General features: G+C 74.3%; 22 protein-coding genes, 3 tRNA genes and 1 other RNA gene. 14 read left to right on the top strand and 12 right to left on the bottom strand.

Annotated elements, in window-relative coordinates; genetic code table 11:
* Positions 1-26 precede the first annotated feature (26 nt).
* The 6 genes from ABT026_RS11010 to ABT026_RS10985 all read left to right on the top strand — a co-directional run bounded on the left by ABT026_RS11010 (position 27) and on the right by ABT026_RS10985 (position 4,155).
* Positions 27-102, top strand: a tRNA-Gly gene (locus ABT026_RS11010).
* 140 nt (positions 103-242) lie between these two features.
* Positions 243-1,268 carry an ABC transporter ATP-binding protein gene (locus ABT026_RS11005; RefSeq protein WP_351113856.1) on the top strand — a complete coding sequence of 342 codons (1,026 nt, stop codon included), beginning with the start codon at positions 243-245 and terminating at the stop codon, positions 1,266-1,268.
* Positions 1,265-2,071: an ABC transporter permease gene (locus ABT026_RS11000; protein WP_351113855.1), complete on the top strand. Its 807-nt coding sequence runs from the start codon at positions 1,265-1,267 to the stop codon at positions 2,069-2,071. Before ABT026_RS11005 ends, ABT026_RS11000 begins: the two co-directional genes overlap by 4 nt.
* 42 nt (positions 2,072-2,113) lie before the next feature.
* A complete protein-coding gene (locus ABT026_RS10995) occupies positions 2,114-3,445 on the top strand; it encodes a sensor histidine kinase (protein ID WP_351113854.1) in 1,332 nt (443 codons plus the stop codon).
* The gene (locus ABT026_RS10990) at positions 3,442-4,056 is read left to right on the top strand and encodes a response regulator transcription factor (RefSeq protein WP_351113853.1); all 615 of its coding nucleotides are present in this window, start codon (positions 3,442-3,444) and stop codon (positions 4,054-4,056) included. Before ABT026_RS10995 ends, ABT026_RS10990 begins: the two co-directional genes overlap by 4 nt.
* A gap of 23 nt (positions 4,057-4,079) precedes the next feature.
* Positions 4,080-4,155 (top strand) — tRNA-Gly (locus ABT026_RS10985).
* 49 nt (positions 4,156-4,204) lie between these two features.
* Here ABT026_RS10985 and ABT026_RS10980 read toward each other — a convergent pair.
* The 6 genes from ABT026_RS10980 to ffs all read right to left on the bottom strand — a co-directional run bounded on the left by ABT026_RS10980 (position 4,205) and on the right by ffs (position 12,949).
* On the bottom strand, positions 4,205-5,104 hold the full coding sequence (locus tag ABT026_RS10980) for a phosphoribosylaminoimidazolesuccinocarboxamide synthase (RefSeq protein ID WP_351113852.1): 900 nt from the start codon (positions 5,102-5,104) through the stop codon (positions 4,205-4,207).
* Between the two features lie 163 nt (positions 5,105-5,267).
* Complete coding sequence (locus tag ABT026_RS10975; RefSeq protein ID WP_351113850.1) at positions 5,268-6,722, bottom strand: N,N-dimethylformamidase beta subunit family domain-containing protein; 1,455 nt, start codon at positions 6,720-6,722, stop codon at positions 5,268-5,270.
* Positions 6,723-6,816: 94 nt separating this feature from the next.
* Positions 6,817-8,715, bottom strand: coding sequence for a M48 family metalloprotease (locus tag ABT026_RS10970; protein WP_351113849.1), 1,899 nt, complete (start codon positions 8,713-8,715; stop codon positions 6,817-6,819).
* A 294-nt stretch (positions 8,716-9,009) separates the two neighbouring features.
* Positions 9,010-10,263 (bottom strand): phosphoribosylamine--glycine ligase, encoded by a 1,254-nt coding sequence (gene purD, locus ABT026_RS10965; RefSeq protein ID WP_351113848.1) that lies wholly within the window; start codon positions 10,261-10,263, stop codon positions 9,010-9,012.
* A 133-nt stretch (positions 10,264-10,396) separates the two neighbouring features.
* Positions 10,397-12,772 carry a DNA polymerase III subunit gamma and tau gene (locus ABT026_RS10960; RefSeq protein ID WP_351113847.1) on the bottom strand — a complete coding sequence of 792 codons (2,376 nt, stop codon included), beginning with the start codon at positions 12,770-12,772 and terminating at the stop codon, positions 10,397-10,399.
* 78 nt (positions 12,773-12,850) lie between these two features.
* Positions 12,851-12,949, bottom strand: an RNA gene (gene ffs / locus ABT026_RS10955) — signal recognition particle sRNA small type.
* Between the two features lie 71 nt (positions 12,950-13,020).
* Between ffs and ABT026_RS10950 the strand changes: the two genes are divergently transcribed.
* Positions 13,021-13,108: transfer RNA gene (locus ABT026_RS10950), tRNA-Ser, on the top strand.
* Between the two features lie 204 nt (positions 13,109-13,312).
* Here the strand turns inward: ABT026_RS10950 and ABT026_RS10945 are convergent.
* Together ABT026_RS10945 and ABT026_RS10940 are read right to left on the bottom strand one after the other, a co-directional pair.
* A complete protein-coding gene (locus tag ABT026_RS10945) occupies positions 13,313-14,239 on the bottom strand; it encodes a calcium-binding protein (RefSeq protein WP_351113846.1) in 927 nt (308 codons plus the stop codon).
* Between the two features lie 151 nt (positions 14,240-14,390).
* On the bottom strand, positions 14,391-16,076 hold the full coding sequence (locus ABT026_RS10940) for an FAD-dependent oxidoreductase (RefSeq protein WP_351113845.1): 1,686 nt from the start codon (positions 16,074-16,076) through the stop codon (positions 14,391-14,393).
* 75 nt (positions 16,077-16,151) lie between these two features.
* Between ABT026_RS10940 and ABT026_RS10935 the strand changes: the two genes are divergently transcribed.
* Complete coding sequence (locus ABT026_RS10935; protein ID WP_351113844.1) at positions 16,152-16,709, top strand: helix-turn-helix domain-containing protein; 558 nt, start codon at positions 16,152-16,154, stop codon at positions 16,707-16,709.
* A gap of 27 nt (positions 16,710-16,736) precedes the next feature.
* On the opposite strand, the gene ABT026_RS10930 is transcribed toward ABT026_RS10935, so the two are convergent.
* A complete protein-coding gene (locus tag ABT026_RS10930) occupies positions 16,737-17,573 on the bottom strand; it encodes a helix-turn-helix transcriptional regulator (RefSeq protein WP_351113843.1) in 837 nt (278 codons plus the stop codon).
* Positions 17,574-17,772: 199 nt separating this feature from the next.
* On the opposite strand from ABT026_RS10930, the gene ABT026_RS10925 reads away from it, so the two are divergent.
* The 3 genes from ABT026_RS10925 to ABT026_RS10915 all read left to right on the top strand — a co-directional run bounded on the left by ABT026_RS10925 (position 17,773) and on the right by ABT026_RS10915 (position 20,901).
* Positions 17,773-18,348 carry an NADPH-dependent FMN reductase gene (locus ABT026_RS10925; protein ID WP_351113898.1) on the top strand — a complete coding sequence of 192 codons (576 nt, stop codon included), beginning with the start codon at positions 17,773-17,775 and terminating at the stop codon, positions 18,346-18,348.
* Between the two features lie 91 nt (positions 18,349-18,439).
* The gene (locus ABT026_RS10920) at positions 18,440-19,309 is read left to right on the top strand and encodes an AraC family transcriptional regulator (RefSeq protein WP_351113842.1); all 870 of its coding nucleotides are present in this window, start codon (positions 18,440-18,442) and stop codon (positions 19,307-19,309) included.
* A 143-nt stretch (positions 19,310-19,452) separates the two neighbouring features.
* Positions 19,453-20,901 carry an FG-GAP and VCBS repeat-containing protein gene (locus tag ABT026_RS10915; RefSeq protein ID WP_351113841.1) on the top strand — a complete coding sequence of 483 codons (1,449 nt, stop codon included), beginning with the start codon at positions 19,453-19,455 and terminating at the stop codon, positions 20,899-20,901.
* Between the two features lie 18 nt (positions 20,902-20,919).
* Here ABT026_RS10915 and ABT026_RS10910 read toward each other — a convergent pair whose 3' ends face one another.
* From ABT026_RS10910 to ABT026_RS10900, 3 genes are read right to left on the bottom strand one after another with little or no spacing between them, the layout of a single operon-like run.
* Complete coding sequence (locus ABT026_RS10910; RefSeq protein WP_351113840.1) at positions 20,920-21,789, bottom strand: hypothetical protein; 870 nt, start codon at positions 21,787-21,789, stop codon at positions 20,920-20,922.
* On the bottom strand, positions 21,786-22,616 hold the full coding sequence (locus ABT026_RS10905; protein WP_351113839.1) for a hypothetical protein: 831 nt from the start codon (positions 22,614-22,616) through the stop codon (positions 21,786-21,788). The genes ABT026_RS10910 and ABT026_RS10905 overlap by 4 nt, the downstream gene beginning before the upstream one ends.
* The gene (locus ABT026_RS10900) at positions 22,613-23,077 is read right to left on the bottom strand and encodes a hypothetical protein (RefSeq protein ID WP_351113838.1); all 465 of its coding nucleotides are present in this window, start codon (positions 23,075-23,077) and stop codon (positions 22,613-22,615) included. The genes ABT026_RS10905 and ABT026_RS10900 overlap by 4 nt, the downstream gene beginning before the upstream one ends.
* Positions 23,078-23,316: 239 nt before the next feature.
* Between ABT026_RS10900 and ABT026_RS10895 the strand changes: the two genes are divergently transcribed.
* The 3 genes from ABT026_RS10895 to ABT026_RS10885 all read left to right on the top strand — a co-directional run bounded on the left by ABT026_RS10895 (position 23,317) and on the right by ABT026_RS10885 (position 25,894).
* Complete coding sequence (locus ABT026_RS10895; RefSeq protein WP_502967948.1) at positions 23,317-23,802, top strand: cation:proton antiporter regulatory subunit; 486 nt, start codon at positions 23,317-23,319, stop codon at positions 23,800-23,802.
* Between the two features lie 4 nt (positions 23,803-23,806).
* Positions 23,807-25,063, top strand: a complete 1,257-nt coding sequence (locus ABT026_RS10890; protein WP_351113836.1) for a cation:proton antiporter — start codon at positions 23,807-23,809, stop codon at positions 25,061-25,063.
* Positions 25,064-25,297: 234 nt separating this feature from the next.
* Positions 25,298-25,894 (top strand): HhH-GPD-type base excision DNA repair protein, encoded by a 597-nt coding sequence (locus tag ABT026_RS10885; RefSeq protein WP_351113834.1) that lies wholly within the window; start codon positions 25,298-25,300, stop codon positions 25,892-25,894.
* Positions 25,895-25,906 lie beyond the last annotated feature (12 nt).

The following is a 25,906-nucleotide window of genomic DNA, read 5'->3' as shown; positions in this document are numbered from 1 at the left end:
ATCGGTGAAAGCCGGTCGGAGGCAATGCGGACGTAGCTCAGTTGGTAGAGCGCAACCTTGCCAAGGTTGAGGTCGCGAGTTCGAGCCTCGTCGTCCGCTCCAGTTTCGAAGGCCCCAGTCATCAGACCGGGGCCTTCGGCGTTTCCCCTGGTCCCGGAGTCCGGTCCGCTGCTGACATTTGTCATACGGACCGATGACAGCACGCACTGCCGTCGGGGCGTGCCCGGCGGAATGCTGAGGCCATGGACATCAGCGAACGCGAGCAGGTGATCGAGGTCACCGACCTGCGCCGCGTCTACAAGGGCGGCTACGAGGCGGTGCGGGGCATCTCCTTCTCGGTGGGCCGGGGCGAGATCTTCGCGCTGCTCGGCACCAACGGTGCGGGCAAGACCTCGACGGTGGAACTGCTGGAGGGCATGGACCGCCCGGCCGGCGGCCGGATCCGCGTCCTCGGCCACGACCCGTACGCGGACCGCGCGGCCGTCCGGCCCCGGACCGGCGTGATGCTCCAGGAGGGCGGCTTCCCCTCCGAGCTGACGGTCGCGGAGACGGCACGGATGTGGGCCGGCTGCACCAGCGGCGCCCGGCCGGAGGGTGAGGTGCTCCAGCTGGTCGGCCTGCGCGGCCGTGCGGACGTGAAGGTGAAGCAGCTGTCCGGGGGCGAGCGCCGCCGCCTGGACCTGGCGCTGGCCCTGCTGGGCGACCCCGAGGTGCTGTTCCTCGACGAGCCCACCACCGGCCTGGACGCGGAGGGCCGCCGCGAGACCTGGGACCTGGTCCGCGCCCTGCGCGACCAGGGCACCACCGTGCTGCTGACCACGCACTACCTGGAGGAGGCCGAGGACCTCGCCGACCGGCTGGCCATCCTGCACGACGGCCGGATCGCCGTCGCCGGGACGCCCGCCGAGGTGACCGCCACCCGGCCCTCCCGGATCTCCTTCGAGCTGCCCGCGGGGCTCCTGCCGGGCGACCTGCCGCCGCTGGCCCCGATGGGCGTCGTCGACCACCACACCCAGGGTTCGCGGCTGCTCCTGCACACCCGTGAACTCCAGCGCACCGCCACCGCGCTGCTGACCTGGGCCGCCGCCGAGGGCGTCGAACTGCGCCGCCTCGACGTGCGCTCCGCCTCCCTGGAGGAGGCGTTCCTCGACATCGCCCGTGAGGCCGGCGGACACCGCGACGCCGCGGGCGCGGTCACCGGGCCCGCCATGGAGCAGAGCACCGCCACGGGGCGGGACACCGCCCGGGAGACGGAGAAGACCGCATGAGCATCCCCACGACCGCCGCCGGCGCCGCCCGCCGGGGCCCGACCACCCCCGCCGGACGCCTGCGGGCCCTGGCCCGGGCCGAGTTCACGCTGCTGCTGCGCAACCGCAGCGCGGTGATCACGGCGATGGTGATTCCGCTGCTGCTGCCGTTCAGCGTCCAGCAGGGCATGCGGGAGGTCGACCTGGCTGCCCACGGGCTCAGCCTGGGCGTGATGATGCTGTCGGCCGGCATCGGCTTCTCGATGCTCTTCGCCGTCTACGCCACCCTGGTGTCCACCTACGTCTCCCGCCGCGAGGAGCTGGTGCTCAAGCGGCTGCGCACCGGTGAGGCGTCCGACGTGGAGATCCTCGGCGGGACCGCCGCCCCGGTGCTCGCCGTCAGCCTGGTCCAGTCGCTGCTGCTGGGCGTCGCCTGCGCCGTGCTGCTGGACATCGGCGCCCCGCGCGCCCCGCACCTGCTGGTGCTGGGCGTCGTCCTGGGCGCCCTGCTGTGCGCGGCGCTGGGCGCGGCCACGGCCGGGCTCACCAGGACGGCGGAGAGCAGCCAGGTCACCTCGCTGCCGTTCCTCTTCCTGACGGCCGTCACGTCCGGCATGACCTTCCCGACCGAGATCATGCCCGACCGGATCGCCGCGGTGCTCGACCTGCTGCCGCTGTCCCCGGTGATCCGTCTGATCCGCGAGGGCTGGCTCGGCACCATGACCGCCGGCGAGGCGCTGACCGCCGTGGGCACGGCCCTGGCATGGATCGTGCTCGGGATGTTCGCCGTGCGACGCTGGTTCCGCTGGGACCCGCGGCGCTGACATGCACGGGCCCGAGGGCCCGACCGGAGAGGGGAACAGCGCGTGCGGCAGTGGTGGGGGAGCAAGAGCACTCCGGCGAAGGTGGAGACGTACACGCGGTGGTCGTTCCACGGCTTCGCGCTGACCGAGACCGCGGTCGCGGTGCCGCTGGGTGCGCCCCTCGGGTTTCCCGACGCGGTGCCCGTGGCCCTGGTCGTCATCACGCACGCCGCCCTGTGTGCCGTGACCGCGTCCCGCGCACTGGACTGGACCCGCGGCAGGCGGGAGCGGCCGGGCCGGCTGCTGCTGGCCCTCGGGGTCATGACCGGCGCGGTGGCCGTGGCGGCCCTGCTGCTGGCGGGGCGGACGGAGGACCACGCCCTCCAGGAGGCGGCCGGCGCGGTGTTCGCGATGGTGCTGGCCTTCGGCGGCGGCATCCTGGTGCTCGGTGTCCGCAACCGGGCCCGGGTCCCGGCGGCCGTCTCCGGGTTCGGCGTGGGAACGGGCGTGGTGGCCCTGGCGAACGGATCGCCGGCCACCGTCGCGCTGTTCCTCACCCTCGTCATGGTGCTCGTCACCGGTTTCACGGCCTTCACCTCCGTCTTCACCGTGTGGCTGCTCGACGCCGTGTACGAGCTCGACGAGGCGCGGGAGAACCGGGCCCGGCTGGCCGTGGCGGAGGAGCGGCTGCGGTTCGGCCGGGACCTGCACGACGTGCTGGGACGCAACCTCGCGGTGATCGCGCTCAAGGCCGAGCTGGCCGTGGAGCTGGCGCGGCGCGGACGGCCGGAGGCGGTGGACCAGATGACCGAGGTGGAGCGGATCGCGCAGGAGTCGCAGCGCGAGGTGCGCGCGGTGGTGCGCGGCTACCGCCGGGCCGACCTGGGGACCGAGATCGCCGGCGCGCAGGGCGTGCTGGAGGCGGCCGGGATCCGGTGCGAGGTGTCCGTCGCCGACATGGACCTGCCCGCCGAGGTGCAGTCCGCGCTGGCCTGGGTGGTGCGGGAGGCGACGACCAACGTGCTGCGGCACGGGAACGCGCAGTGGTGCGCGGTGACCGCCGCGACGGAGGACGGACGGGTGAGGCTGGTGGTGGAGAACGACGGCGCCGAGGGCGTCGCGAGCACGGGCGGCTCGGGGCTGGCCGGGCTGCGTGAACGCCTCGCCGAGGTGGGCGGGACGCTCACCGCCGGGCGGGGCGGGTGCGGGGACGAGGGCGGCGAGGGCGGCGAGGGCCAAGGCGACGGGAGCGGGGGCGTGGGCGGGAACTCTGGCGAGGGCGGGGGCATGGACGGCGGGACGTTCCGGCTGGTGGCCGAGGTTCCGGCCCGGGCGCCCGGTGCCGGAGACCGGCCCGGGACCGGGCACGAGGCCGTGCTGGAGGCGGCCTCGTGAGCGCACCGGTCCGTCTGCTGCTCGCCGACGACGAGCACCTGATCCGCGGCGCCCTGGCCGCGCTGCTCGCCCTGGAGGAGGACCTGGTGGTGGTCGCCGAGGCCGCCACCGGACCGGAGGCGCTGGCCATGGCACGGGCGCACCGGCCCGACGTGGCCGTCCTCGACCTGCAGATGCCGGGGGCGGACGGTGTGAAGGTGGCCACAGCCCTGCGCGCCGAACTGCCGGAGTGCCGGGTCCTGGTGGTGACCAGCCACGGGCAGCCCGGCCACCTCAAGCGGGCGCTGGCGGCGGGGGTGCGCGGCTTCGTGCCGAAGACGGTGAGCGCACGCCGCCTGGCCGAGATCATCCGCACCGTGCACGCGGGGAACCGTTACGTCGACCCGGAGTTGGCGGCGGACGCGATCTCCGCCGGGGACTCGCCGCTGACCGCGCGGGAGGCCGAGGTGCTGGACCTGGCCTCGGACGGAGCGCCCGTCACCGAGATCGCGGAACGGGCCGGGCTCTCCCCCGGTACGGTCCGCAACTACCTGTCCTCGGCCGTCTCCAAGCTGGGGGCGGAGAACCGTCACACAGCGGCGCGTACCGCTCGTGAGCGAGGTTGGGTATAGTTGCTCTCGCGCCACGGCGCAAGGCGGACGTAGCTCAGTTGGTAGAGCGCAACCTTGCCAAGGTTGAGGTCGCGAGTTCGAGCCTCGTCGTCCGCTCCAGTTCCGAAGGCCCCGGTCATCCGACCGGGGCCTTCGGCGTTCCGGGGCCTCAGCTCCAGGCGAGGCCGGTCAGACGCTCGTACGCCTCGAGGTACTTGGCCCGGGTCGCGTCGACGATCTCCTGCGGGAGGGCCGGCGGCGGCTGCTCGCCGTGGCGGTCCCAGCCGGAGGCGTCGGAGGTCAGCCAGTCGCGGACGAACTGCTTGTCGTAGGACGGCTGGGCATGGCCCGGCTCCCAGACGTCGGCCGGCCAGAAGCGGGAGGAGTCCGGGGTGAGCACCTCGTCGGCGATGACCAGCCGGTCGCCCTCGAAGCCGAACTCGAACTTGGTGTCGGCCAGGACGATCCCGCGGTCGCGGGCCACGTCACGGGCGCGGCCGTAGACGGCGAGCGTGGTCTGGCGCAGCAACGCGGCGACCTCGGCGCCGACCTTGCGGGCGACCTCCTCGTAGGCGACGTTCTCGTCGTGCTCGCCGACCTCGGCCTTGGTGGCCGGGGTGAAGATGGGGGCGGGCAGTTCGGAGCCGTCCACCAGGCCCTCGGGCAGGGCGAGACCGCAGACCGTGCGGGACTCCCGGTACTCGGCCAGGCCGGAGCCGGTCAGGTAGCCGCGCGCGACGCACTCGACCGGCACCATCTCGAGGTTCTTGCAGATCGTGGTGCGGCCCGCCCAGTCGGCGGGCGCGCCGGCCGGCACCTCGGTGCTCAGCACGTGGTGGGGCACCAGGTCGGCGAGCTGGTCGAACCACCACAGGGAGAGCTGGGTGAGCACCCGCCCCTTGTCGGGGATCTCGGTGGGCAGCACCCAGTCGTAGGCGGAGATGCGGTCGCTGGCGACCATCACGAGGTCGCCCGCCTCGTTGCGGTACAGGTCGCGCACCTTGCCGGTGTGCAGATGTACCAGGCCCGGCACCTGCACCGGCTCGGGCTTTTCGACGAATCCGGACACGGTTCCTCCCCGTGGTTTGGTCCAATGCCCCCGATTCTCCCGTACCGGGAGATCCGAGGCAGTCCGGGGGGCCTGGGGCCGTCCGCCGCCGACCTGGGGCGGGCCGCGGCCGTCCCTCGCCGGCCACGGGAGGGGAACCGTTCAGCCGCGGGTGGGGAACCGTTCAGTCCCTTTTGCAGATGCGGTCCAGCAGGTTGGCGGTGACCTTCTGGATCCGCGGGTCGACGTGGCCGGGCCGGTCGAGGGCCGGGGACCAGGCGAAGGTCCCGGAGGCGAAGACCAGCGCGCCGGAGGGGGACCGGTACAGCGAGGTCTCCTGGTGGCGCCGCACGCCCGCGGCGTCCGGATACGGCGAGTGGGCGAGCAGCACCCGCTCGTCGTGGGCGGGCAGCGGGGCGCGCGGGAAGTAGCGGTCGGCCTCGCCGGCGACCAGCCCGGGGATCTCCTCGCCGTCGGCGACCCCGGCGCCCTCCCACAGCCAGTGGCCGGCGTTGCGGACGATCAGCGGGGCGGGCTCGGGCACCGGGCCGCCGTACTGGATGCCGAGCAGTTCCTGCTCGGGCCGGTCGACCTCCCGCCAGAGCACCGGGCGGCCCGGTCCCCGGCGCTTGCGGCAGGTGAGCAGCCGGTCCGGCTCCCCGGGGGCGGAGGGGCCCAGCTCCACCTGCCAGTACAGGGTGTTGGCCGACAGGAAGACCAGCGAGGTGCCCTGGTCGCGCGCGAGCTCCACGGTCCGGCGCATCGGCCGGGACCAGTACTCGTCGTGTCCGGGGAACACCAGGCCCCGGTAGCGGCCCGGGTCGACGCGGCCGGCGTGCAGGTCGCGGGCGTCGGCGTAGGCAAGGTCGTAGCCGTAGCGCTCGGCCCAGCGGATCACGTCGTAGGCGTGGCCGACGTGCAGCGGGAGTCCCGCGCCCGCGTAGGGGCGGTCGAAGGAGACGGTGGTGGCCGCCCCGGACTCGCCGAGCAGCCGGCCCTCGTCGTCCCAGGCGTGGTAGAGGCTGGCACCGGTGACGCCGTCCTCCGGGTACAGGTTGTACGCCTGCCAGGTGATGTCGGGCAGCAGGAGCAGCAGGTCGGCGGGGCGGTTGTCGCGGACCGTGAACGGGACGTGCGAGCGGTGGCCGTCGGCGGTGGTCAGCACGGCGACGTACGCGCCGAGCTGCCAGTCGGCGGGCACGGTGAGCCGCCAGGACAGCCACCAGTGGTGGCAGGAGACGGTCCGGTCGGCGACCAGCGGCGAGGGCTGCACCAGGCCGGCCAGCCGCGGGCTGCTGGTCACCTTGGTCGCGCCGTCGCCGCCGTAGTGGCCGATCCGGTAGACGTCGATGCCGAACTCCTGCGGCGGCTCGACGGTGACGCGGAAGTCGATCGGCTCCCCGGGCGCGACGGCGCCGGGCGAGGCGAAGCCCTTGATCTGGCGGCGCACGTCGTCGGCGGGGCGGGGTCCCGCGGGGCGCGGGCCCGGCTCGTCGACGTACCAGGGGACCACCTGGCCGGTGTCGTCGAAGTACGTCTCGCCGCCGCGCAGCCACGGTAACGGCCCCAGTCCGAACGGGTCCGTCACGCCGTGCGCCAACGCCCCCGACTCCCAGCGGCGGATCCGCTCAGGGTCCATGTGCCGCTCCCCCTCCCTCGTGTTCGTCGTGCGTCCCGCTCCCCCGCCGGGCGGTGTCCTCCCGCCCTCGGTGGTGCCGCGCCCCCCGGCGCGGTCACCCCAGCCGTACCGGTTTCTCCGCGCGGACGCCCAGGTCGCGCAGCCAGGCGCGCAGGGGCACGGGGTCCCCCTCCTCGACCAGGCTCAGCACCCGCGCGCCCAGGTCGCCGACGCGCTCGCCGCGCACCAGGAGGGCGGGGCCGTCCAGCCAGTCGAGGCCCGGCGCGGCTCCGGCCGTGTCCACCGCGGCGCAGCAGACCATGGCGGCGACGTGGTCGGCGAGCAGGTCCCGGCCGGAGCGGGGCGGTGGGGGCGGCAGCAGCGGGAGCCGCCCGTCGTCCCACCAGGTCGAACCGGCGCCCGGCCCCCCGGCCGCGGCCGCCGGCCCGCCACCGCCCTCGCGCGTGGCATGGGCCTCCTCGCGGGCCAGTTCGGCGGTGAGCCCGGCGGCGAGTGCGGCGGCGCGTTCGTTGTCCCGCAGCGGGTCGCCGCCGTCGGGGTCGCCGAGCTCGTGCGGCTCGTCGGGCTCGTGCGGCTCGTCGGGCTCGTGCGGCTCGTCGGGCTCCGGTGCGGTGTCGGCGGGCTCGCCGTCGGCGGGCGGCGTGGGGCCGGGCGAAGACGGGACGGCGGTGGCTGCCGGAGCCGCGGCGGCGTCGGCCGGGGTCCCGCCACCGGCGTCGGCGGTCGGGGCGGTGGGGGCGGTGAGGTGGTCGAGGACGCGGGAGAGGGTGCGGTCGCCGGGGGTCTGGTGGGGGCCCAGCGCGTCCAGGACGCGGTGGAGCCGGTCGGCGTCGGCGCGCCACGCGCGGTCCACGACCTCCTCCGGGTACTCGTGCCACTCCACCGGGGCCCACTGTCCGCTCGATCCGGCGGAGGCGCCGTGGAAGAGGCGGGCCGCCAGCAGCGAGGTCGCCTCGTCGATCGTGCCCGGCTCCTCCAGCAGGTCGCAGGCGGGCCGGTCGCCGAGCCGGGAGGTGAAGCCCTCGGCCAGCCGGTCACGGCGGGACAGCTCGGTGAGCGCGGCGACCACGCCGACGTCCAGCCGGGCCGGCCAGCGCCGCATCCGCCAGGCCGGCTGCGCGACCCGGGTGAGCAGCCGGTCCCAGCCCGCGTAGGCGAGCCCCACCTGCTCCTGGGCGACGACCCGCAGCCCGTGGTCCACAGCCTGTGCACGCTCCGCGGCGGCCGCGGCCACCCCGCGCTCCATCTCCGCGGCGTGCGGCGCGCAGCCACGCAGCATCAGCCGCACCACGCGGGCCACCCCGCCCAGCACCAGCCGGGCGGGCCCGCCGCGCTGCGGGTCCGCGGTCACGGCCATCGCGGCGTCCAGACCACGCACGAAGCGGCGGGCCGCGGCTATGTCCGGGTGGGCGGAGGGGCCGGTGCCGGCCACCACGGGGGCGAGCACCGCACGCAGTTCGCCCACCCGCATCCACCACAGGAAGGGCGAGCCGATCACCAGCACCGGAGCCGTCCGGTCGCGCCGGTGCGGTTCGGCCAGCCTGCGCAGCACGGACGTCCGGCGGCCGGAGGCGGCCTCGTGCGACGGATGCGAGCGGTCCTCCAGCCAGCTGTCGCAGTCCGGGGTCAGCTCTATGGAGGAGGGCGCCGGGACACCCAGCCGGTCGGCGAGATCACGGACCAGCCGGTAGAGGTCGGGCGCCGAGCGCTCCGGGATCGGCACCGTCGGGCTGGTGGCAGGGCGGGAGCGGGCGACGACCAGCGAGACGACGGCCGCGGCGGCGAGCGCCAGCAGCGCCAGGACGCCCGTCACCAGACGCACGACGTCCCAGGCGGGCCCGGTGAACCGGCCGGTGGCGTCCCCGGTCAGCAGCACCACGCACACCCCGGCGGGCAGCAGCGCCGCCGCGAGCGCCCAGCCCCGCACGCGCAGCACGGCGAGCGCCCGTGAGCGCGCGCCCGGTGCGCCGGTCTCCATGCCCGTACCGGTCACGACCGGACCTCACCCCCTCACGTGTGCGTCGCCTGTCCGTCGCCTGGCCGCGTTGTCCATGCCCCCACTGTGGCACCGGGCCAGGACAGCGCAATGCCTGTGGGCCAAGTGCCGGAACGCTCGCGGGGCACACTAGTCACGGTGCGCACCCCAGTCAGCCATACCGGCCATCGCTCACCCGATGGAATGGCTTTGGGGAAAGGTGGATGACGCAGCGCAAAGATCAGGCCCCGGATTCCGGTGCCTGGAGGAGGCGGGGAATCCGGGGCCCTGGGGCTGCCGCAAGGCGGTGGATCAGGCGTCCATGGCCGCCTTGAGCGCGATGTCGGTGCGGTGCTGGGACCCGTCGAGGTTGATCCGGGCCACCGCCGTGTAGGCGCGGTCGCGGGCCTCGGTGAGGTCGGAGCCGGTCGCGGTGACCGACAGCACCCGGCCGCCGGCGCTGACCACCGCGTCGCCCTCGCGCCGGGTGCCGGCGTGCAGCACGTAGGCGTGCGGGGCGTCCTTCTCGGCGACCTCGTCCAGACCGGTGATCGGGTCACCGGTGCGGGGGGTGCCGGGGTAGTTGTGCGAGGCGACGACCACGGTGACCGCGGCCTCCTCGCTCCAGCGCAGCGGCTCCAGGTCGCCCAGGTTCTCCGTGGCGGCGGCCATCAGCACGCCGGCCAGCGGGGTCCGCAGCCGGGCCAGGACCACCTGGGTCTCCGGGTCGCCGAAGCGGGCGTTGAACTCGATCACCCGCACGCCGCGCGAGGTGATCGCCAGGCCCGCATAGAGCAGGCCGGAGAACGGGGTGCCGCGGCGGCGCATCTCGTCGACGGTCGGCTGGAGCACCGACGCCATGACCTCGTCCACCAGGGCCGGATCGGCCCAGGGCAGCGGGGAGTAGGCGCCCATGCCGCCGGTGTTGGGGCCCTGGTCGTCGTTGAGCGCGCGCTTGAAGTCCTGCGCGGGCTGCAGCGGGACCACGGTGGTGCCGTCGGTGATGGCGAAGAGCGAGACCTCGGGACCGTCCAGGAACTCCTCGACGACCACGCGCTCGCAGGCGGCGGCATGCTCCTTGGCGGCCTGGAGGTCGTCGGTGACCACGACGCCCTTGCCCGCGGCCAGGCCGTCGTCCTTGACGACGTACGGCGCGCCGAACGCGTCCAGCGCCGTGGCGACCTCCTCGGCGGTGGCGCACACGTAGGAGCGGGCGGTGGGGACGCCGGCGCCGGCCATCACGTCCTTGGCGAACGCCTTGGACCCCTCCAGCCGCGCGGCCTCGCCGGACGGGCCGAAGACCGGGATGCCGGCCGCGCGGACGTCGTCGGCGACGCCGGCCACCAGCGGGGCCTCGGGACCGACCACCACCAGGTCGGCTTCGAGCCGCCGGGCGAGTTCGGTGACGGACGCGCCGTCGTTGGCGTCGACCGCGTGCAGCTCCGCCACCTCGGCGATACCTGCGTTGCCGGGGGCGCAGTACAGCGCGGTGACGGCGGGATCGAGGGACAGGGAGCGGCACAGGGCGTGTTCGCGGGCACCGCTGCCGATGACGAGGACCTTCACGTGCTCAGCCTAACGGGCGCGCCGGGCGCCTCTTGTAGGCACCGCCCGGCGTGGACGGCCGCCGACGTCGGAGCTTCCTCCAACCCGGCGGGGCTTCCCCTCCCCGGCGGGCCCCGCCGCCACTCGTGAACGACTACTCGTGAACGACCTCTTCGACGACCGTCGCCCCGAGCTCCCGCACGATCAGCTCGTGGCCGGAGAGGGCCGACTCGTCGAGGTCCGGGTCGTCCGGGGCCGGCATGTCGTCCTCCGGCGCCACGTGTCTTCGCGGCTCGGGGGCCGGAGCGGGAGCCTGCTGCGGCGGCGCGGCCGGGCGGTCCTGCCGGGCGGCGGGGGCCTGCTGCTGCGGCCGGGACGGGGCGGACGCCTGCTGGGGCGGCGCGGGGCGCTGGTACGCCGTGGCTCCGCCGCCCGCCGGGGCGCCTCCGGCGAAGCCGCCGTCGGGACCGCCACCGGGCTGACCGCCTCCAGGTCCCCCACCGGGGCCGCCGCCGAAGCCGCCGCCTGCCGGGAAGCCGCCGCCTCCGTAGGCTCCGCCGCCGCCGGGACCGCCGCCGCTCCCGGCCGGCGGCGCGGAGCCGCCGCTGGGGTCGATCACGGCGTCGATCTTCCACTGGACGTTGAACTCCTCGGCCAGCGCCGCCTTCAGGACGTCCTCGCTGCCGCTGCCGGAGAAGTTGTCCCGGGCGCCGGCGTTGACGAAGCCGATCTGGAGCGTCGTGCCGTCGAAGCCCGCGACGTGGGCGTTCTGGCTGAGCAGGATCCAGGTGAACCGGCGGCGGTTCTTCACCGCCTCGAGGATGTTGGGCCACAGGGTGCGCGGGTCGAGCCCGCCCGCGGGCGGCGCCTGGAGAGGCGCGGCGGCGGGCGCGGACGGGGCCGCGCCGTGCGCCTGCGCGGGAGCCGGGGGCTGCGCCTGAGCCTGGGCGGGAGCGGACGGGCGTGCCGCGGGCGCGCCGCTGCCCGCGGCTGCCGCGGTGGGCCAGCCGCCGGGGCGGCGACCGCCGCCGGCGGAGGCGGCCGTGGGCCACGCGCCGGGGGCCGGAGCGCTCTGTGCCGGGGCCTGCTCCGGCGCGGGAGCGGGAACCTGCGCGGCGGCGGGCGCCTGCTGCGGGGCGGGCGCCTGGTGCTGCGGTGCTGCGGCCGGGGCCTGGGGCTGACCGGCGGGCATGCCGGGGTGCGGGGCGGCCTGCTGGCCGGGGTGCGGCGGCGCCCCCTGCGGGGCAGCCTGCGGACCGGGCTGCGGAGCACCGCCACCGGGGCGGGCCGCGGCCCGGGCGGCCGCGGGCCCGTGCGCGTCGGGTCCCGGCGCGTACCCCATGGCCGGGGCGCCGCCGCCCGCCGAGAAGTTGATGCCCCGCTCCATCCGGTCGAGCCGCGCCATCAGCGACCGCTCGTCCCCGTACGCGGCGGGCAGCAGCACCCGCGCGCAGATCAGCTCGAGCTGCAGGCGCGGCGAGGCCGTGCCCCGCATCTCGCCGAGGCCCTCGTTGACGATGTCCGCCGCACGGCTCAGCTCGGCCGGGCCGAACACCGACGCCTGCGCCGCCATCCGCTCCAGCACGTCGGCCGGGGCGTCGATCAGCCCCTTGTCCGCCGCGTCCGGGACCGCCGCCAGGATCACCAGGTCGCGCAGCCGCTCCAGCAGGTCCGCCACGAAACGCCGCGGGTCGTTGCCGCCCTCGATGATGCGGTCGACCACCTCGAAGGCCGCCGCACCGTCACCGGTGGCGAACGCCTCGACGACGGAGTCCAGCAGGGAGGCGTCCGTGTAACCGAGCAGCGAGGTGGCCATGTCGTACGTCACGCCCTGTTCCCCCGCGCCGGCCAGGAGCTGGTCCATCACCGACATCGAGTCACGGACCGAGCCGGCGCCCGCGCGGACCACCAGCGGCAGCACGCCCTCCTCGACCGGGATCTGCTCCTTGCCGCAGACCTCGCCGAGGTAGTCGCGCAGCGTGCCCGGCGGAACCAGGCGGAAGGGGTAGTGGTGCGTCCGGGAGCGGATGGTGCCGATGACCTTCTCGGGCTCCGTGGTCGCGAAGATGAACTTGAGGTGCTCCGGGGGCTCCTCGACCACCTTCAGCAGGGCGTTGAAGCCCTGCGGGGTAACCATGTGCGCCTCGTCGATGATGTAGATCTTGTAGCGGCTGGACGCCGGGCCGAAGAACGCCTTCTCCCGCAGCTCACGGGCGTCGTCCACACCACCGTGCGAGGCGGCGTCGATCTCGATGACGTCGATGGAGCCCGGGCCGTTGCGCGCCAGGTCCTGGCAGGACTGGCACTCTCCGCACGGCGTCGGGGTGGGGCCCTGCTCGCAGTTCAGGCAGCGGGCCAGGATGCGGGCGCTGGTCGTCTTGCCGCAGCCGCGCGGGCCGCTGAACAGGTACGCGTGATTGACCCGGTTGTTCCGCAGCGCCTGCTGCAGCGGGTCGGTGACATGCTCCTGCCCGATGACCTCGGCGAAGGACTCGGGACGGTAGCGGCGGTACAGCGCGAGAGACGACACGCCTACGAGGTTATAGGCGAGCGCCGACATACCGGAGGGCCTGTGGACAGCCCCACAGCGACCGCCGGCGAACCCGGGAACGCAAGCGCCCCCCACGCACCCGCCAGAGCCGACCTACCCTTGCTGCCTTCCGGCCCTGGGGGAGTTCAGTCAGATAGCGCCACGTGAGGGGCTCCGCACAGGGTACCCGATCCGGCCGGGGAGAACGAGTTCGCGACCACTGTCTCGAGTCATGTAATGTTCTTCCCGGAGGATTCGCCTAGAGGCCTAGGGCGCACGCTTGGAAAGCGTGTTGGGGGCAACCCCTCACGAGTTCGAATCTCGTATCCTCCGCCAGTGCCTCACCGGGCACGATGTCGAAGGGCCCCACCGTTCGCGGTGGGGCCCTTCGGCGTTGCCCGCAGGACCGGCCGTCACTTCCAGGTGGTCCGGGCGGAAACGTGCCGGCCCGGACCGCTGAAGCGGTCCGGGCCGGACGACACCGGGTCGAGGCAGGGGTTCGTCGCCCCGCCGACCCGGTGCGGTCGGTCAGGCCGGGGTTCAGCGCACGTCGACGCAGTCACCGGTGGCGGTGACCGGCGGCGTGGTGGTGGTGCCCTCGAACTTGTAGCGGTAGCAGCGGTCGGTGGTGGCGGTGCGCGTCTGCTTCTCGACGCCCGCCAGGCTGCCGGTGCCGGTGCTGTGGCTGCTGGTGGTGGCGTACGAGCCGGTCATCGAGCGCTCCTGGAGGCGCACGGTCTGCTGGGTGTAGCCCGCGTACTTGTGGGTGTCCCAGTTGGCGCGCTCGAGCTTGCCGGTGATCGTGATCGTCTTGCCCTTGGCGACGGGCTCGGGGGCCGCGTTGGTGTTCAGCCGCGACAGGCGCTTGAGGTACCAGGTCTTGGCGTAGTCGTTGTTCACGGACGTGGTCGCGTCGGTGATCGCGTAGAGGGAGATCTTCCAGGCTCCGGCGTCCGCGTTCGTCAGGTCGTACTGAGGGTTGATCTTGTAGGTGGTCGTGCACTTGAACGTGGTGGCGCCGGACTGGACGCAGGGGTTGGTGTCCGCGCCGAACTCCTCGGACAGCAGGAACTGCTCCAGCCCGTCCTCGAGGTCGGTGCCGCGCCAGAGCGCCGCGTCGGTGCCGTAGAGCGTCGAGCCGCCGTTGACGGTCCACTTCACGGTGATCGTCTGCGTGTTCGTCGTCCCGACACCGGCGCTGTTGCCGCCGTTGACGGTGATCCCGGAGACGGTGGTGGAGGCGGCGGTGCCGCTCGCGGACAGGGCCTTGGGCGCGGCGGCCTTCGCCGCCGACGCGTCGGCGGCCGCGGCCCTGCTCCGCTCCAGCGCTCCGGCCGGTCCGGTCTCGCCCGCCATCGCGGACGGTGCGCCGAGCAGGCCGAGGGCGAGTCCGGAGGCGGCCAGGGCGCTGACGCCCAGGGTCACCTTCCTGCCGGACGTCATCTTCCTGCGGGCGTACTGGGACATGAGGCGGCTCCGTTATCGACTGTCGACAGGCGGATGCGGGTCGCGGACGACCGGACCCCACATCGCGCACGGCCACTGCGGCCGCACAACCCAGATCGGCGAGGCGGCGAAAGGGTTGTGCGCGCGCGGCAGTTGAGGCTTGTGAGGTGCGTCACCCGACGCTGTCCCGTCGCTCAGGAGCGGGCCCGCAGGTCGTGCGTCGCACCGCGCGCAGCACCACGTCGCTGACGTGGTGGGTGCTGGCCGCGCCCGGGGGGCGGCGGCGGGTCTCGTGGGTCTCGACGTGCCAGGTGCCGGGGTCCGCGGCGAGCGCGGCGGCGATCTCGTCGACGCCGACGAACGCTTCCGGGTCGTACATCCGGGTCTGGGTCGTCACGTCCACCGGGTCGCGCAGGGGCGTGAGGTCGTGGTGCACGACCAGGAGCGTGCCGCCGGGGGCGACGGCGGCGAGCAGGTTGCGCAGGCCACGCCGGTCGGGGGTGCGCTTGAACGAGCCGTACTGGAGGGAGACGAGGTCGAAGGTCTCGGCGCCGAGGGGCGCGGGATCGTTGACGTCGCCGCGGACGAGGGTGACGGCGAGCCCGCGGTGCTCGGCCTCGGCGCGGATCCGGGCGAGCGCGTTGCCGGAGATGTCGGTGGCGGTCACCTTCCAGCCGTGCTCGGCCAGCCAGAGGGCGTCGGCTCCCTCGCCGGCGCCGACGTCGAGCGCGCTGCCCGGGGCCAGGGGGGCGACCTCGTGGACGAGAGTGCCGTTGGGGTTCCCGCTCCAGGCCCGGTCGGGGCCTCCGTAGCGGTGGTCCCAGTCGGCCTCCTCGCCCGAGTGCCGGACGGCGGCGCGCAGATCCTCGTCGGCGAGGCTGAACGCGATCATGGCGCCGACCTGGCTGCCCTGGGCGGCCGACGGCAGCACCTGGAGGCTCGGGTCGGTGACGTTGCCGGCCGCGTAGATCCCCGGTACGGCGGTCTCGCCGCGCGCGTCGACGGCGAGGACGTCGCCGGCGCCGGTGGGGTGCGGGGTGGTGGTGAGCCCGCACCCGGCGAGCACGTCGGCGCGTGCCCGGAAGCGCGCGCCGACCACGACGGCGTCGGCCTCCAGGACGCGGCCGTCGCCGAGCTCGACCCCGGACACCTCGCCGTCCAGCCCAGTGAGGACCCGGCTCACCTCGCTGCGCTCGACGGTGACGCCGGAGGCGGCGAGGGCTTCGACGGCGGCCTCGTCGAGCCCGGCCGGGTGGTGCAGCACGACGGTCAGCCGGTCGGTCAGGTGCCGGAAGAGCGGGGTCGGGTGGAGGCCCAGGGGGTGCGTGACGATCTGCACCAGGCGCTGGTCGCGCACCTCGAAGCCGTGGCAGAACGGGCAGTGGATCACGCCGCGTCCCCACCCTTCGGCGACGCCGTCGATCGCCGGGAGTTCGTCGGTCAGGCCGGTGGCGGCGAGGACGCGACGGGCCACCAGGGTGTGTCCGCCGGTGAGGTCGAGCCGGAAGCGGCCGTCTTCGCGACGGCGCACCCCCACGACGCGGCCGGCGAGCACCTCCCCGCCGTGGGCGCGCACCTCCGCGCGCCCGATCCCCATCAGCTCGCCGGGTGCGGCACCCTCGTGCCCGAGGTAGCCGTGCATGTGTGCGGCGGGGGCGTTGCGCGGGGTGCCGTCGTCGACCACGACGACGCCGCGCCGCTGGCGGGAGAGTTGCAGGGCGGCGGCGAGACCGGCGGCCGAGCCGCCGATCACGGCGACGTCGCAGTGCCGCTCCATGGTGGGGTGCTGGGTGTGACCGGCCTGTCCGGTGGGCGCGGACGGGGCCTGGTCCTGACCGGGGGTGGGGTGCTCGCTCATGCAGTCGACGGTACTGCTCCCGGCGGTTCCCGCAAACAGACTTGCATTATCCGCAAGATGCTCCACGATGGACCCATGAACGGAGTCAACGACATCGAAGCCCTGGCCCGGTCGCGCCTGCGGAGCATGCGCACCACCCTGGGCTACTCCCTGGACGAGCTGGCCGAGCGCACGAACCTCAGCCCGTCGACCATCAGCCGCGTCGAGACGGGCAAGCGCACGCTGAGTCTCGATGTGCTGGTGCCGCTGGCCAACGCCCTGCAGATGAGTCTGGACGTGCTCTTCGAGGCGCCCACGGACGACGACGTCGTCATCCGTCCGGTCGCGCACAGCAGCGGCGCGCGGACGACATGGGCGCTCAGCCGTCCGGACGGACGCACGGTCGCGATGAAGATGCGCCTCGAGCCGTCCGACACCCCGCCGTCCCAGCGGGTGCACCCGGGCCACGACTGGTTGCTCGTGCTGGAGGGACGCGTGCGTCTGTGGCTGGGCGAGCGGCAGATCGACGTCGGCACGGGCGAGGCGGCGGAATTCGCGACGATGGTCCCGCACGCGTTCACCGCCCTGGACGGTCCCGCCGAGCTGCTCATGGTCTTCGACCGGGACGGACAGCGCGCGCACGTGCACCAGTGAGCTCGCCGGGAGCGCGCCGAACGCGCTTCAGGCGAGGGCCTTCAGGTGACGCGGAGGGCCGTCGAGCAGCTGGGCCACGGCGGTCGCCGTGGTCTCGTCCGCCGGGAGGAGGACGGTGAGCTGCTGGGCGTCGTCGGAGAGTTCCAGCGTCTCGCGGGTGAGGCGGAGCAGCGGGCCCGAGGGGTGGGCGATCCGCAGTGCGCCGCGGTCGGGCACCAGGTGGCGGTTCAGGCGGCGGGTGAATTCGGGGCCGGCGGCTGCCGCGAGGTCCGAGGTGAACCAGGCGGCGGTCTCGACGGAGGGGCCGAGCCACAGGTCGAAGGCCTGCTCGTCGGCGACGTGGCCCCAGTCGGGGAAGAACTCCCGGGCGCGGGGGTCGGTGAAGACGTAGCGGGTGAGGTTCGGTTCCTCGGCGTCCAGCAGGCCGCCCGCGCCGAGTACGGCCGCGTACCCGGGGGTGTGGGCGAGGACGTCGCCGAGGCGGTTGGTGACGGCGGCGACGGCGGGTTCGAGGAGACGGAGCGTCTCCAGGACGGCCGGGCGGACGCTGCGGCTCACGGGCGCGGGCCTGGCGTGGGCCGCGCACTCGCCGCCGGTGATCTTCGTCAGGTACCGCAGGTGGTTGCGTTCCGCCGGGTCGAGGCTGAGGGCGTCGGCCAGCGCGTTCACCACCGCGGGCGAGGGGTGGCGGTCGCGGCCCTGCTCGATGCGGGTGAGGTACTCGACGCTGATGCCGGCCCGCACGGCGACGTCGGCGCGGCGCAGACCGGGCGACCGGCGGCGGCCGTGGTCGGGCAGTCCGAGCGACGCGGGCTGGATGCTGTCGCGCTTGGCGCGCAGGAAGTCTCCTAACGGTGTCCCCATGGAAGGGAGCTTAGGGGCGGCGCCCGGTGCCCGGGGAGGACTCAGGGTGGCCCTGCGGGGGCCAGCCTCGGCACGGTCTGGCTGTCCCCGGGCGGCGGGACGATCGTGAAGGGCATGGAGACCACGGAGACCCCAGAGCACGCAGGCCACGCAGACCACGCAGAGCACTCGGAACACGGAGAACACGGGGAGGCACCGGCTGGCCGTCGTCGTGGGGAGCGTCCGGGAGGGGCGGTTCGGGCCGGTCGTCGCCTCTTGGGTGGCCGAACAGGCCCGGGAGCACGACGGGTTCGAGGTGGAGGTGGTCGATCTGGCCGACGTCGAGCTGCCGGTGGAACTGCCCGCCGACTCACCGAAGTTCGCCGGCGACTCCTACCCCCGCCCGGCCGGGATGGCGCCCCTGACCGACGCCCTGGAGAGCGCCGACGCCTTCGTCCTCGTCACCCCCGAGTACAACCACAGCTACCCCGCCTCCCTGAAGGCCGCGATCGACTGGCACTTCACCCAGTGGACGGCCAAGCCGGTGGCCTTCGTGAGCTACGGAGGCGCCTCGGGCGGGCGGCACGCGGTGCTGCACCTGGAGAACGTGCTGACCGAGCTGCACGCTCTGTCCGTCCGGGACCGGCTGGCCTTCCCCAACTACTGGGCGGAGTGGCAGGACGGCCGGCCGCTCGACCCCGGGACCGCCGGCTACGCGAAGACCATGCTCGACCAGCTGCACTGGTGGGCGGGCGCGCTGCGGTCGGCGCGCGAGGCGGTGCCGTTCCCGGCGTGAGTCCCGGAGGGGGCGGATGATCGGACCGGTCCGCAGCGGTCGGGTGCGGGACGCCCGGCTCCTGCGAGGGTCGTGGACGGAAGGAGGCCTCGTGATCGCGGCGCTCAACAAACTGGTCGACCTGGTCGAGGAGCACCTCGCGGAGGAGCTCGACGTCCGCGCGCTGGCCCGGCGGTCCGGCACCACGGAGTACCACCTGCGGCGGATGTTCTCGTCGCTGGCCGGCATGCCGCTCTCGGAGTACGTGCGGCGGCGGCGCATGACGGTCGCCGCGGCGGACGTCGTCCGGGGCGGCGAGGACCTGCTGGGCATCGCGGTGCGGCACGGGTACGGGTCGGCCGAGGCGTTCGGCCGGGCGTTCCGCGCCGTGCACGGCGCGGCGCCCGGTGAGGTGCGCCGCGACGGAGGCCCCCTTCGGACACAACCGCAGCTCAGGTTCCGCCTGAGCGTCGAAGGGAGCACCCCCATGGACACCCGCATCACCGACCGTCCCGCGTTCCGGCTCATCGGTCACGCCGCCCGCGTGCCGTTGATCCACGAGGGCGTCAACCCGCACATCCAGCGGCACATCGGCTCACTGCCGATGGAGGAGCACGGGCGGCTCAAGGCGCTGAGCGCCACGGAGCCGCAGGGCCTGCTCCAGGTCACCGACGACGTGGCCCAGGACGCGGCGGAGGGCAGTGAGCTGACGTACCTGCACGGGGTGGCCGTGCCCGCGGACGCGCCGGTGCCCGAGGACCTCGACGTCGTCGAGGCGCCGGCCGGCACGTGGGCGGTGTTCCGCAGCGCGGGTCCGCACCCGCAGGCGCTGCAGAACACCTGGGCGGCGACGGCGACCGAGTGGTTCCCGTCCAACCCGTGGCGGCTGCGGCCCGGGCCGTCGGTCGTCGCCGTCCTGGAGCGGGCGGACGACTTCTCCACCGCCACCTGCGAGCTCTGGCTGCCGGTCGAGCCCGCGTGACGACGACGTGGTGACGAGGCGAGGCGCCGCGGGCAGCAAGGCGAGGCGCCGCGGGCAGTGGGACGGCGTACAACCATCGGACGGGCACGCGTGTCGAAGAGGCAGCACCGCACCACCTCTTCACCCTTGACCCTGGAGTCTCGTTGCGCCCCATCCGCACCGCCACGCTCGCGGCGGTCCTCGCCGCGGCCCTCGTCGGACCGCTGGTCACCGCCGGCCCCGCCTCCGCGGCGCCCGCCAAACTCGCCGACGACTTCAACGGGGACGGTTACCGGGATCTCGTCCTGGCCGGCGGGAGGTACGGCAAGGACTACCGGGTCGACGTGGTGTACGGCACCTCCTCCGGCCCGGGGACGAAGGTGCAGACGATCCACCAGAACTCGGCCGGCATACCCGGTGCCGTGGAAGCGGATGACGGCTGGGGCATGGAGGTCACCACGGCGGACCTGGACCGGGACGGCTACGCGGACCTGCTCGTCGCCTCGCCCGGCGAACAGGTCGACGAGTTGCAGATGGCCGGGGGCGTCACCGTCGTCTGGGGTGGGGCCAAGGGCCTCGGCTCGGGCACCGTGTTCCACTCCCCGATCGCGCCTGAGTACGAGAACTCCGGCGACGCGTTCGGGGAGCAGATGGCGGTGGGCGACTTCGACGGCGACGGCGACACCGACCTCGTCGCGGCGAGCCGCAGCCAGAACGGTGCGGTGATGTTGAAGGGCCCGTTCACCCGGGCCGGTGGCCACGGCGGCGTGCAGTCCCTGGGCGGGAGCTACGACTACCTGTACGTACACGAGCTGGTGGCCGGCAAGGTGAACGCCGACGGCGTCACCGACCTCTACATCCTGGGCCTGGATCTCGGCCCCGCCGACGGCATCGAGCTGAGGGCCTACCACCACCGCGGCGGCGGGGACTTCGCCACCCGCACGGCGAGCATCCTGCTCCCCGACGCGATTCCGGACGAGAGCACAGGCCCCGTCACCGCCGCGATCGGCGACTTCGACAAGGACGGTTACGGCGATCTGGCCGTCGGCCGCGGCGGGGAGAACCCGGACCGCACCCGGGGCTACGTGGCCGTGCAGTACGGCGGCGCGATCGGGCCGGACACCGCGCGCAAGCCGGTGAAGTTCACCCAGGACACCACCGGCGTGCCCGGTGCCAGGGAGGACGACGACCTGTTCGGCTACGCGGTGGCCGCAGGGGACGTCAACGGCGACGGGTACGCGGACCTCGCGGTCGGCAGCCCTGGTGAGGACCTGGCGGGCAAGCGCGACGGCGGCGCGGTCACCGTGCTGCTCGGCCGGGCCGGCGGTCTGTCCGGCACCGGGGCGAAGGCCTACGACCAGGGCACCTCGGGGGTCGCGGGCTCGATCGAGGCCGACGACAACTTCGGCAACACGCTCAAGCTCACCGACTACACCCGTGACGGCCGGGCCGACCTGATGGTGGGCACGGACGACTGGGTGGGCCAGACCCCGGGCATGGCGCACCTGCTGAAGGGTTCCTCGACCGGCATCACCGGCACCGGCTCGAAGTCGTTCACCGTGGCCTCCCTGGGCCTCTCCTACGGCGACCTCGGCACCTGGTTCTCCGGCTGACCCGCACCGACCACCGGTTCATCCCAGGACCGGCGCCGGCCGCCGGTCCCGGGTGAGCCAGAGCCCGGACACCCCCGCGACCAGCAGCCCGAGCAGCATCGCGACCAGCGCGAGGGCGGGGCCGGAGGACCAGCGCACCGCGTCGGCACGGACGGCCAGCACGACGGCGGCGACCAGCGCGACGCCGGGTACCGAGAGGATCGCGGCCCGGCTGCGCCGCAGGTCGTCCTCGGCCAGCGTGCCCAGCACGCCGACGCCGAGCGCGAGCGCCCAGACCCCGAGGGCCTGGGCGTCGGCCCGGTTCACCTGCCAGGGCACGAAGCCGCCCCAGTACCCGGGCAGGAACAGCAGTCCCGTGCCGATGCCGAACCAGGAGGAGCCGAGCACGGCGAGGGCCGGCTTGGACCAGGCCGGCAGCGGCAGGCGGGCGCCGTCCGGGAGGGTGCGCGGACGGCGGGGGTGCGGCAGGGCGGCGGCGAGCGCCCACAGGGCCAGCGCGGTGACCACCGCGACCCAGCCCGGGGAGTAGAGGAAGCTGACGATCCCGCCGCCGCGGACCATCACCAGGGCGTCCCGGTTGAGGAACGTCACCGCGCTCAGCCCGGTCAGCGCGACCACCGTCGGCCACATCATGGTGCGGGCCTCCTCCCACCGGTGGCAGCGGGCGAGGGCGAACAGGCCCGGCGTGGTGCCGAGCATCGCCGCCCCCACCATGGCCTGACCCAGCGGTTCGGGGGAGTGCCACGCCCCGAAGAGGGTGCCGGTGGCGTTGACGGCGACCAGCAGCAGCCCGTTGAGCAGGCTCACCACCCCCACCGTCTGTGCCAGCAGCGCGGCGCCGGCGCCCAGGGCCCGGGTCGTGGGCGTCTCGGTGGGGACCGTGCTCATGCGGGCTCCTTCTCGGTCGCGTCGATCGCGTCTGTCGCGTTGTCCGCCCCGCGCTCGGACGCGTTCTCCGCGGGCTCGGACGGGTGGTCGGACGCGGGCTCGGTGCCGTCGTCGGTCACGTGCTCGCCCGCGTCGGGCGTTCCGGAGACGGCGGTGCCGCTCGGGCGGACGACGCCGCTCCGGCGGACGGTCTCACGGGCGTGCATCACCCGCAGGCTCACCGTCAGCACCGCGAGGAACGCGGTGATACCGCCGCCCACCGCCAGCGCGGCGGCGAGCGCGCCCGGCCGGTCCAGGTGGAGCGCCCGGGCGAACGGCGCCGACAGGCCCAGCGACAGCGCGGGCGACAGGCACAGGGCGGTCAGGTGGATCCGCCACTCCTCCCGCGGCCAGCCCTCGGCGGTCAGCGCACGCCATAGGAGCACGGTGTACATGACGGCGAAGGGCGCCAGGTAGCCCGCGAGCAGGGGGCCCGTCTCCCCGCCCCACCCCGGGCCGGAGAGGATCCGCAGCAGCGCGAGGCCGCCCGCCAGGTGGGCCGCCGCGAGCACCGGCCAGGGGGCCCAGCTCCCGTCCAGGCCCGGCACCCGCCGTCGCCGGTCCAGGGCGCGGGAGGCGAGCAGCGCGCCGAAGGCGACCAGGGTGCCGAGCTGCATGACGGCGACCCGGTTGACCTCGGCCATCGACGCGCCGGGCATCAGCAGCGGCAGTGCGCTCCACTCCAGCCGCAGCAGCGGGGCGGTCAGCAGGAAGCCGTAGCTCAGCAGCAGCCAGCGCTGGTGCAGGTCCGGGAAGCCGCCGAGCACGGCCCCCACGCCGAAGGTCACGGCCAGCACCGTGCCCACCAGGATGGTGGCCGCACCACCCAGAACGCCGCCCCGCTGAACGCGTCGGCGGGCGCGGTGCGGGCCAGGTACACGCCGGCGCCCGCCATCGACCCGTACACGGTGAGGGCGTAGAGGACGCCGAGCACCCGGTGCAGCCGGAGCCGGCGGCGCACCGCGGTCAGCAGCTGCGCGGGGCCGAGCAGCATCAGCAGGCCGCCCAAAACCGAGTGCACCACGAGCGGGATCAGGCTGCGGCCGTACGGGCCGATCCGGGTGGCCAGCGCGTCCGCCACGTAGGACGGGGAGACCATCGCGGCGAGCAGCGTCTCGCCGATCGCCGGGGCGTTCTCGTCGGCGTAGGGCCACAGCTCGGTCATGGCGATCGGCGCGTAGGCGACGGACACCGTCACCACCGCGATCAGGGCCGCTCGCCGGCCTGCGGAAACTCGCTCGCGTGGCATACGCCCCTCCGGAGGCCGAGGTCCGCGCGGACCGGTTCCTACTGACCGGTCAGTACCGGCCAGGGAGAACGTAGGGGGCTGTTCAGGACACGTCAACGGCCCGGACGGTGACGGAAACCACCACCGCCCGTCTCCGGGCTCTCACGCCGCGTCGCCTACTGTGGCGGAGCGGGCTTTACCTGCGCATTACACATACCGCCCGGTACGAACCAGGGCGAATCACAGCGAAAGGGACTGTGGTGGGAATTCCACGGCTCAGCAGCACGCCCCTGCCGGGGATCGGCGTGCGGTACGACATGACGACGCGTGAACGCCGATGCCTCTCGGTGGTGGCCCAGCGCGACGGCAGCCGCACGATCACCGCCTACTGCCAGGACGACCCCGACGCCGCCGAGCTGTCGGTGCACCTCACCCCCGGCGAGTCGCAGGCGCTGATCGACGCGCTGGCCCCCGACCACCACAGCCCCAGCCTGCTGTCCGCCGGCGACCTGGGCCTGGTCGCCGAGCGCATCGAGCTCTCCGCCACCGCCCGCTGGAACGGCCGGCTGCTCGGCGACACGCAGATCCGGACGCACACCGGCGCGTCCATCGTGGCGGTGATGCGCCGCGCCGAGGCGATCCCCTCGCCGACGCCGGCCTTCCGCCTCGCCGGCGGCGACATCCTGATCGTGATCGGCACCCGCGAGGGCGTGCAGGCCGCCGCGGCGATACTCGAGCAGGACTGATCGGGTGCATTCGACCGCGACGTTCCTCATCGAATTCGGCGCCATCATCCTCGGCCTCGGCCTTCTCGGCCGTTTCGCCGGGCGCTTCCAGTTCTCCCCGATCCCCCTCTACCTCCTGGCCGGGCTCGCCTTCGGCGAGGGCGGCCTGCTGCCGCTGGGCGCCAGCGAGGAGTTCGTGGCGATCGGGGCGGAGATCGGCGTCATCCTGCTCCTGCTGATGCTGGGGCTCGAGTACACCGCCTCCGACCTGGTCTCCAACCTCAAGACGCAGTACCCGGCCGGCCTGGTCGACATGGCGCTCAACGCGCTCCCGGGCGCGGCGATGGCGCTGCTGCTGGGCTGGGGACCGGTGGCCGCCGTCGTCCTGGCGGGCGTCACCTGGATCTCGTCCTCCGGCGTCATCGCCAAGGTGCTGAACGACCTCGGACGGGTCGGCAACCGGGAGACCCCGGTGATCCTCAGCATCCTGGTCCTCGAGGACCTCTCGATGGCCGTCTACCTGCCGATCATCACCGCCCTGCTGGCCGGCACCGGCCTCGCCGCCGGCAGCGTGACGCTGGCGATCGCGCTGGGCGTCGCCGGGCTGGTGCTCTTCCTGGCGGTCCGGTTCGGACGGCACATCTCCCGGTTCGTCTCGCACCAGGATCCGGAGAAGCTGCTGCTGGTGGTCCTGGGGCTGACCCTGCTGGTCGCGGGCATCGCCCAGCAGCTCCAGGTGTCGGCGGCGGTCGGCGCGTTCCTGGTGGGCATCGCCCTGTCCGGCGAGGTCGCGGAGGGCGCGCACCATCTGCTGTCGCCGCTGCGGGACCTGTTCGCCGCCGTGTTCTTCGTCTTCTTCGGCCTGCACACCGACCCGGCCGCGATACCGCCGGTGCTGCTGCCGGCGCTGGCGCTGGCCGTGGTCACCGCGCTCAGCAAGATCGCCACCGGTTACTGGGCGGCCCGGCGCGCGGGCATCTCGGTCAACGGGCGCTGGCGGGCCGGCGGCACGCTGGTGGCGCGCGGCGAGTTCTCCATCGTGATCGCGGGACTGGCGGTCACCTCGGGCATCGAGCCGCGGCTGGGGCCGCTGGCCACGGCGTACGTGCTGATCCTGGTGATCGTGGGACCGCTCACCGCGCGCTACACCCAGCCGGTGGCGCTCGCCCTCACCCGGGCGACGGCCCGGCGCCGCGCCGCCTCCGCGGGGACGGCCGTCCCGCCCGCCGCGGACGCTTCCGCCGTGGACGCGCGGGAGACGGAGCCGGCCGAGAGGTCCTGACGCGGGTGACGGGGCTCGGGGCCGGGCGAGTGCCCGGGCCCGACCGCACCGTGGTTGCCGCCGGACCGCACCGAGGCTGCCGCCTCGCGCCCGAGGCCCGGGGCGGCACGTGAGCGGAAGACGCTTCTGCGGCCCGTCCTCCAGGTGGGGTCGCGTGCGCGGGGAAAAGCGGAAGGCGGCGAGGTGGTGGGGGCCGGGGAGCGGGACGCCGATGGGCGCGGGATCATCGGGGGCATGGACGTCACCCTCCACCTCGCCCAGGACCCCCCGGCCGACGAGCTGCTCGGCCGAAGCCCCCTCGCCGCGCTGGTCGGCATGCTGCTGGACCAGCAGGTGCCGATGGAGTGGGCGTTCAAGGGACCCCGCACCATCGCCGACCGGATGGGCGCGCAGGACCTGGACGCCCACGAGATCGCCGCGCACGACCCCGAGGCCTTCGCCGCGCTGCTCTCCGAGAAGCCGGCCGTGCACCGCTACCCCGGTTCGATGGCCGGGCGCATCCAGCAGCTCTGCCAGTACCTGGTGGAGCGGTACGACGGGGACGCCGAGGCGGTCTGGCGGGACGTGACGGACGGCAAGGAGCTGCTGAAGCGGCTCAAGGAGTTGCCGGGCTTCGGCGCGCAGAAGGCGCAGATCTTCCTGGCCCTGCTGGGCAAGCAGCTGGGGGTTCGCCCGGAGGGGTGGCGCGAGGCGGCGGGCTCCTACGGGGACGAGGGCTCCTTCCGCTCGGTGGCCGACATCACCGGCCCCGACTCCCTGGTGAAGGTCCGCGCCCACAAGCAGGAGATGAAGGCGGCGGCGAAGGCGGCGAAGGCCGCCAGGGCGAAGTAGCCGGCCCGGGTC

Source organism: Streptomyces sp. NPDC002734 (genome assembly GCF_040295685.1).
Lineage (GTDB): Bacteria > Actinomycetota > Actinomycetes > Streptomycetales > Streptomycetaceae > Streptomyces.
This window is presented reverse-complemented; position numbering and strand designations above follow the sequence as displayed.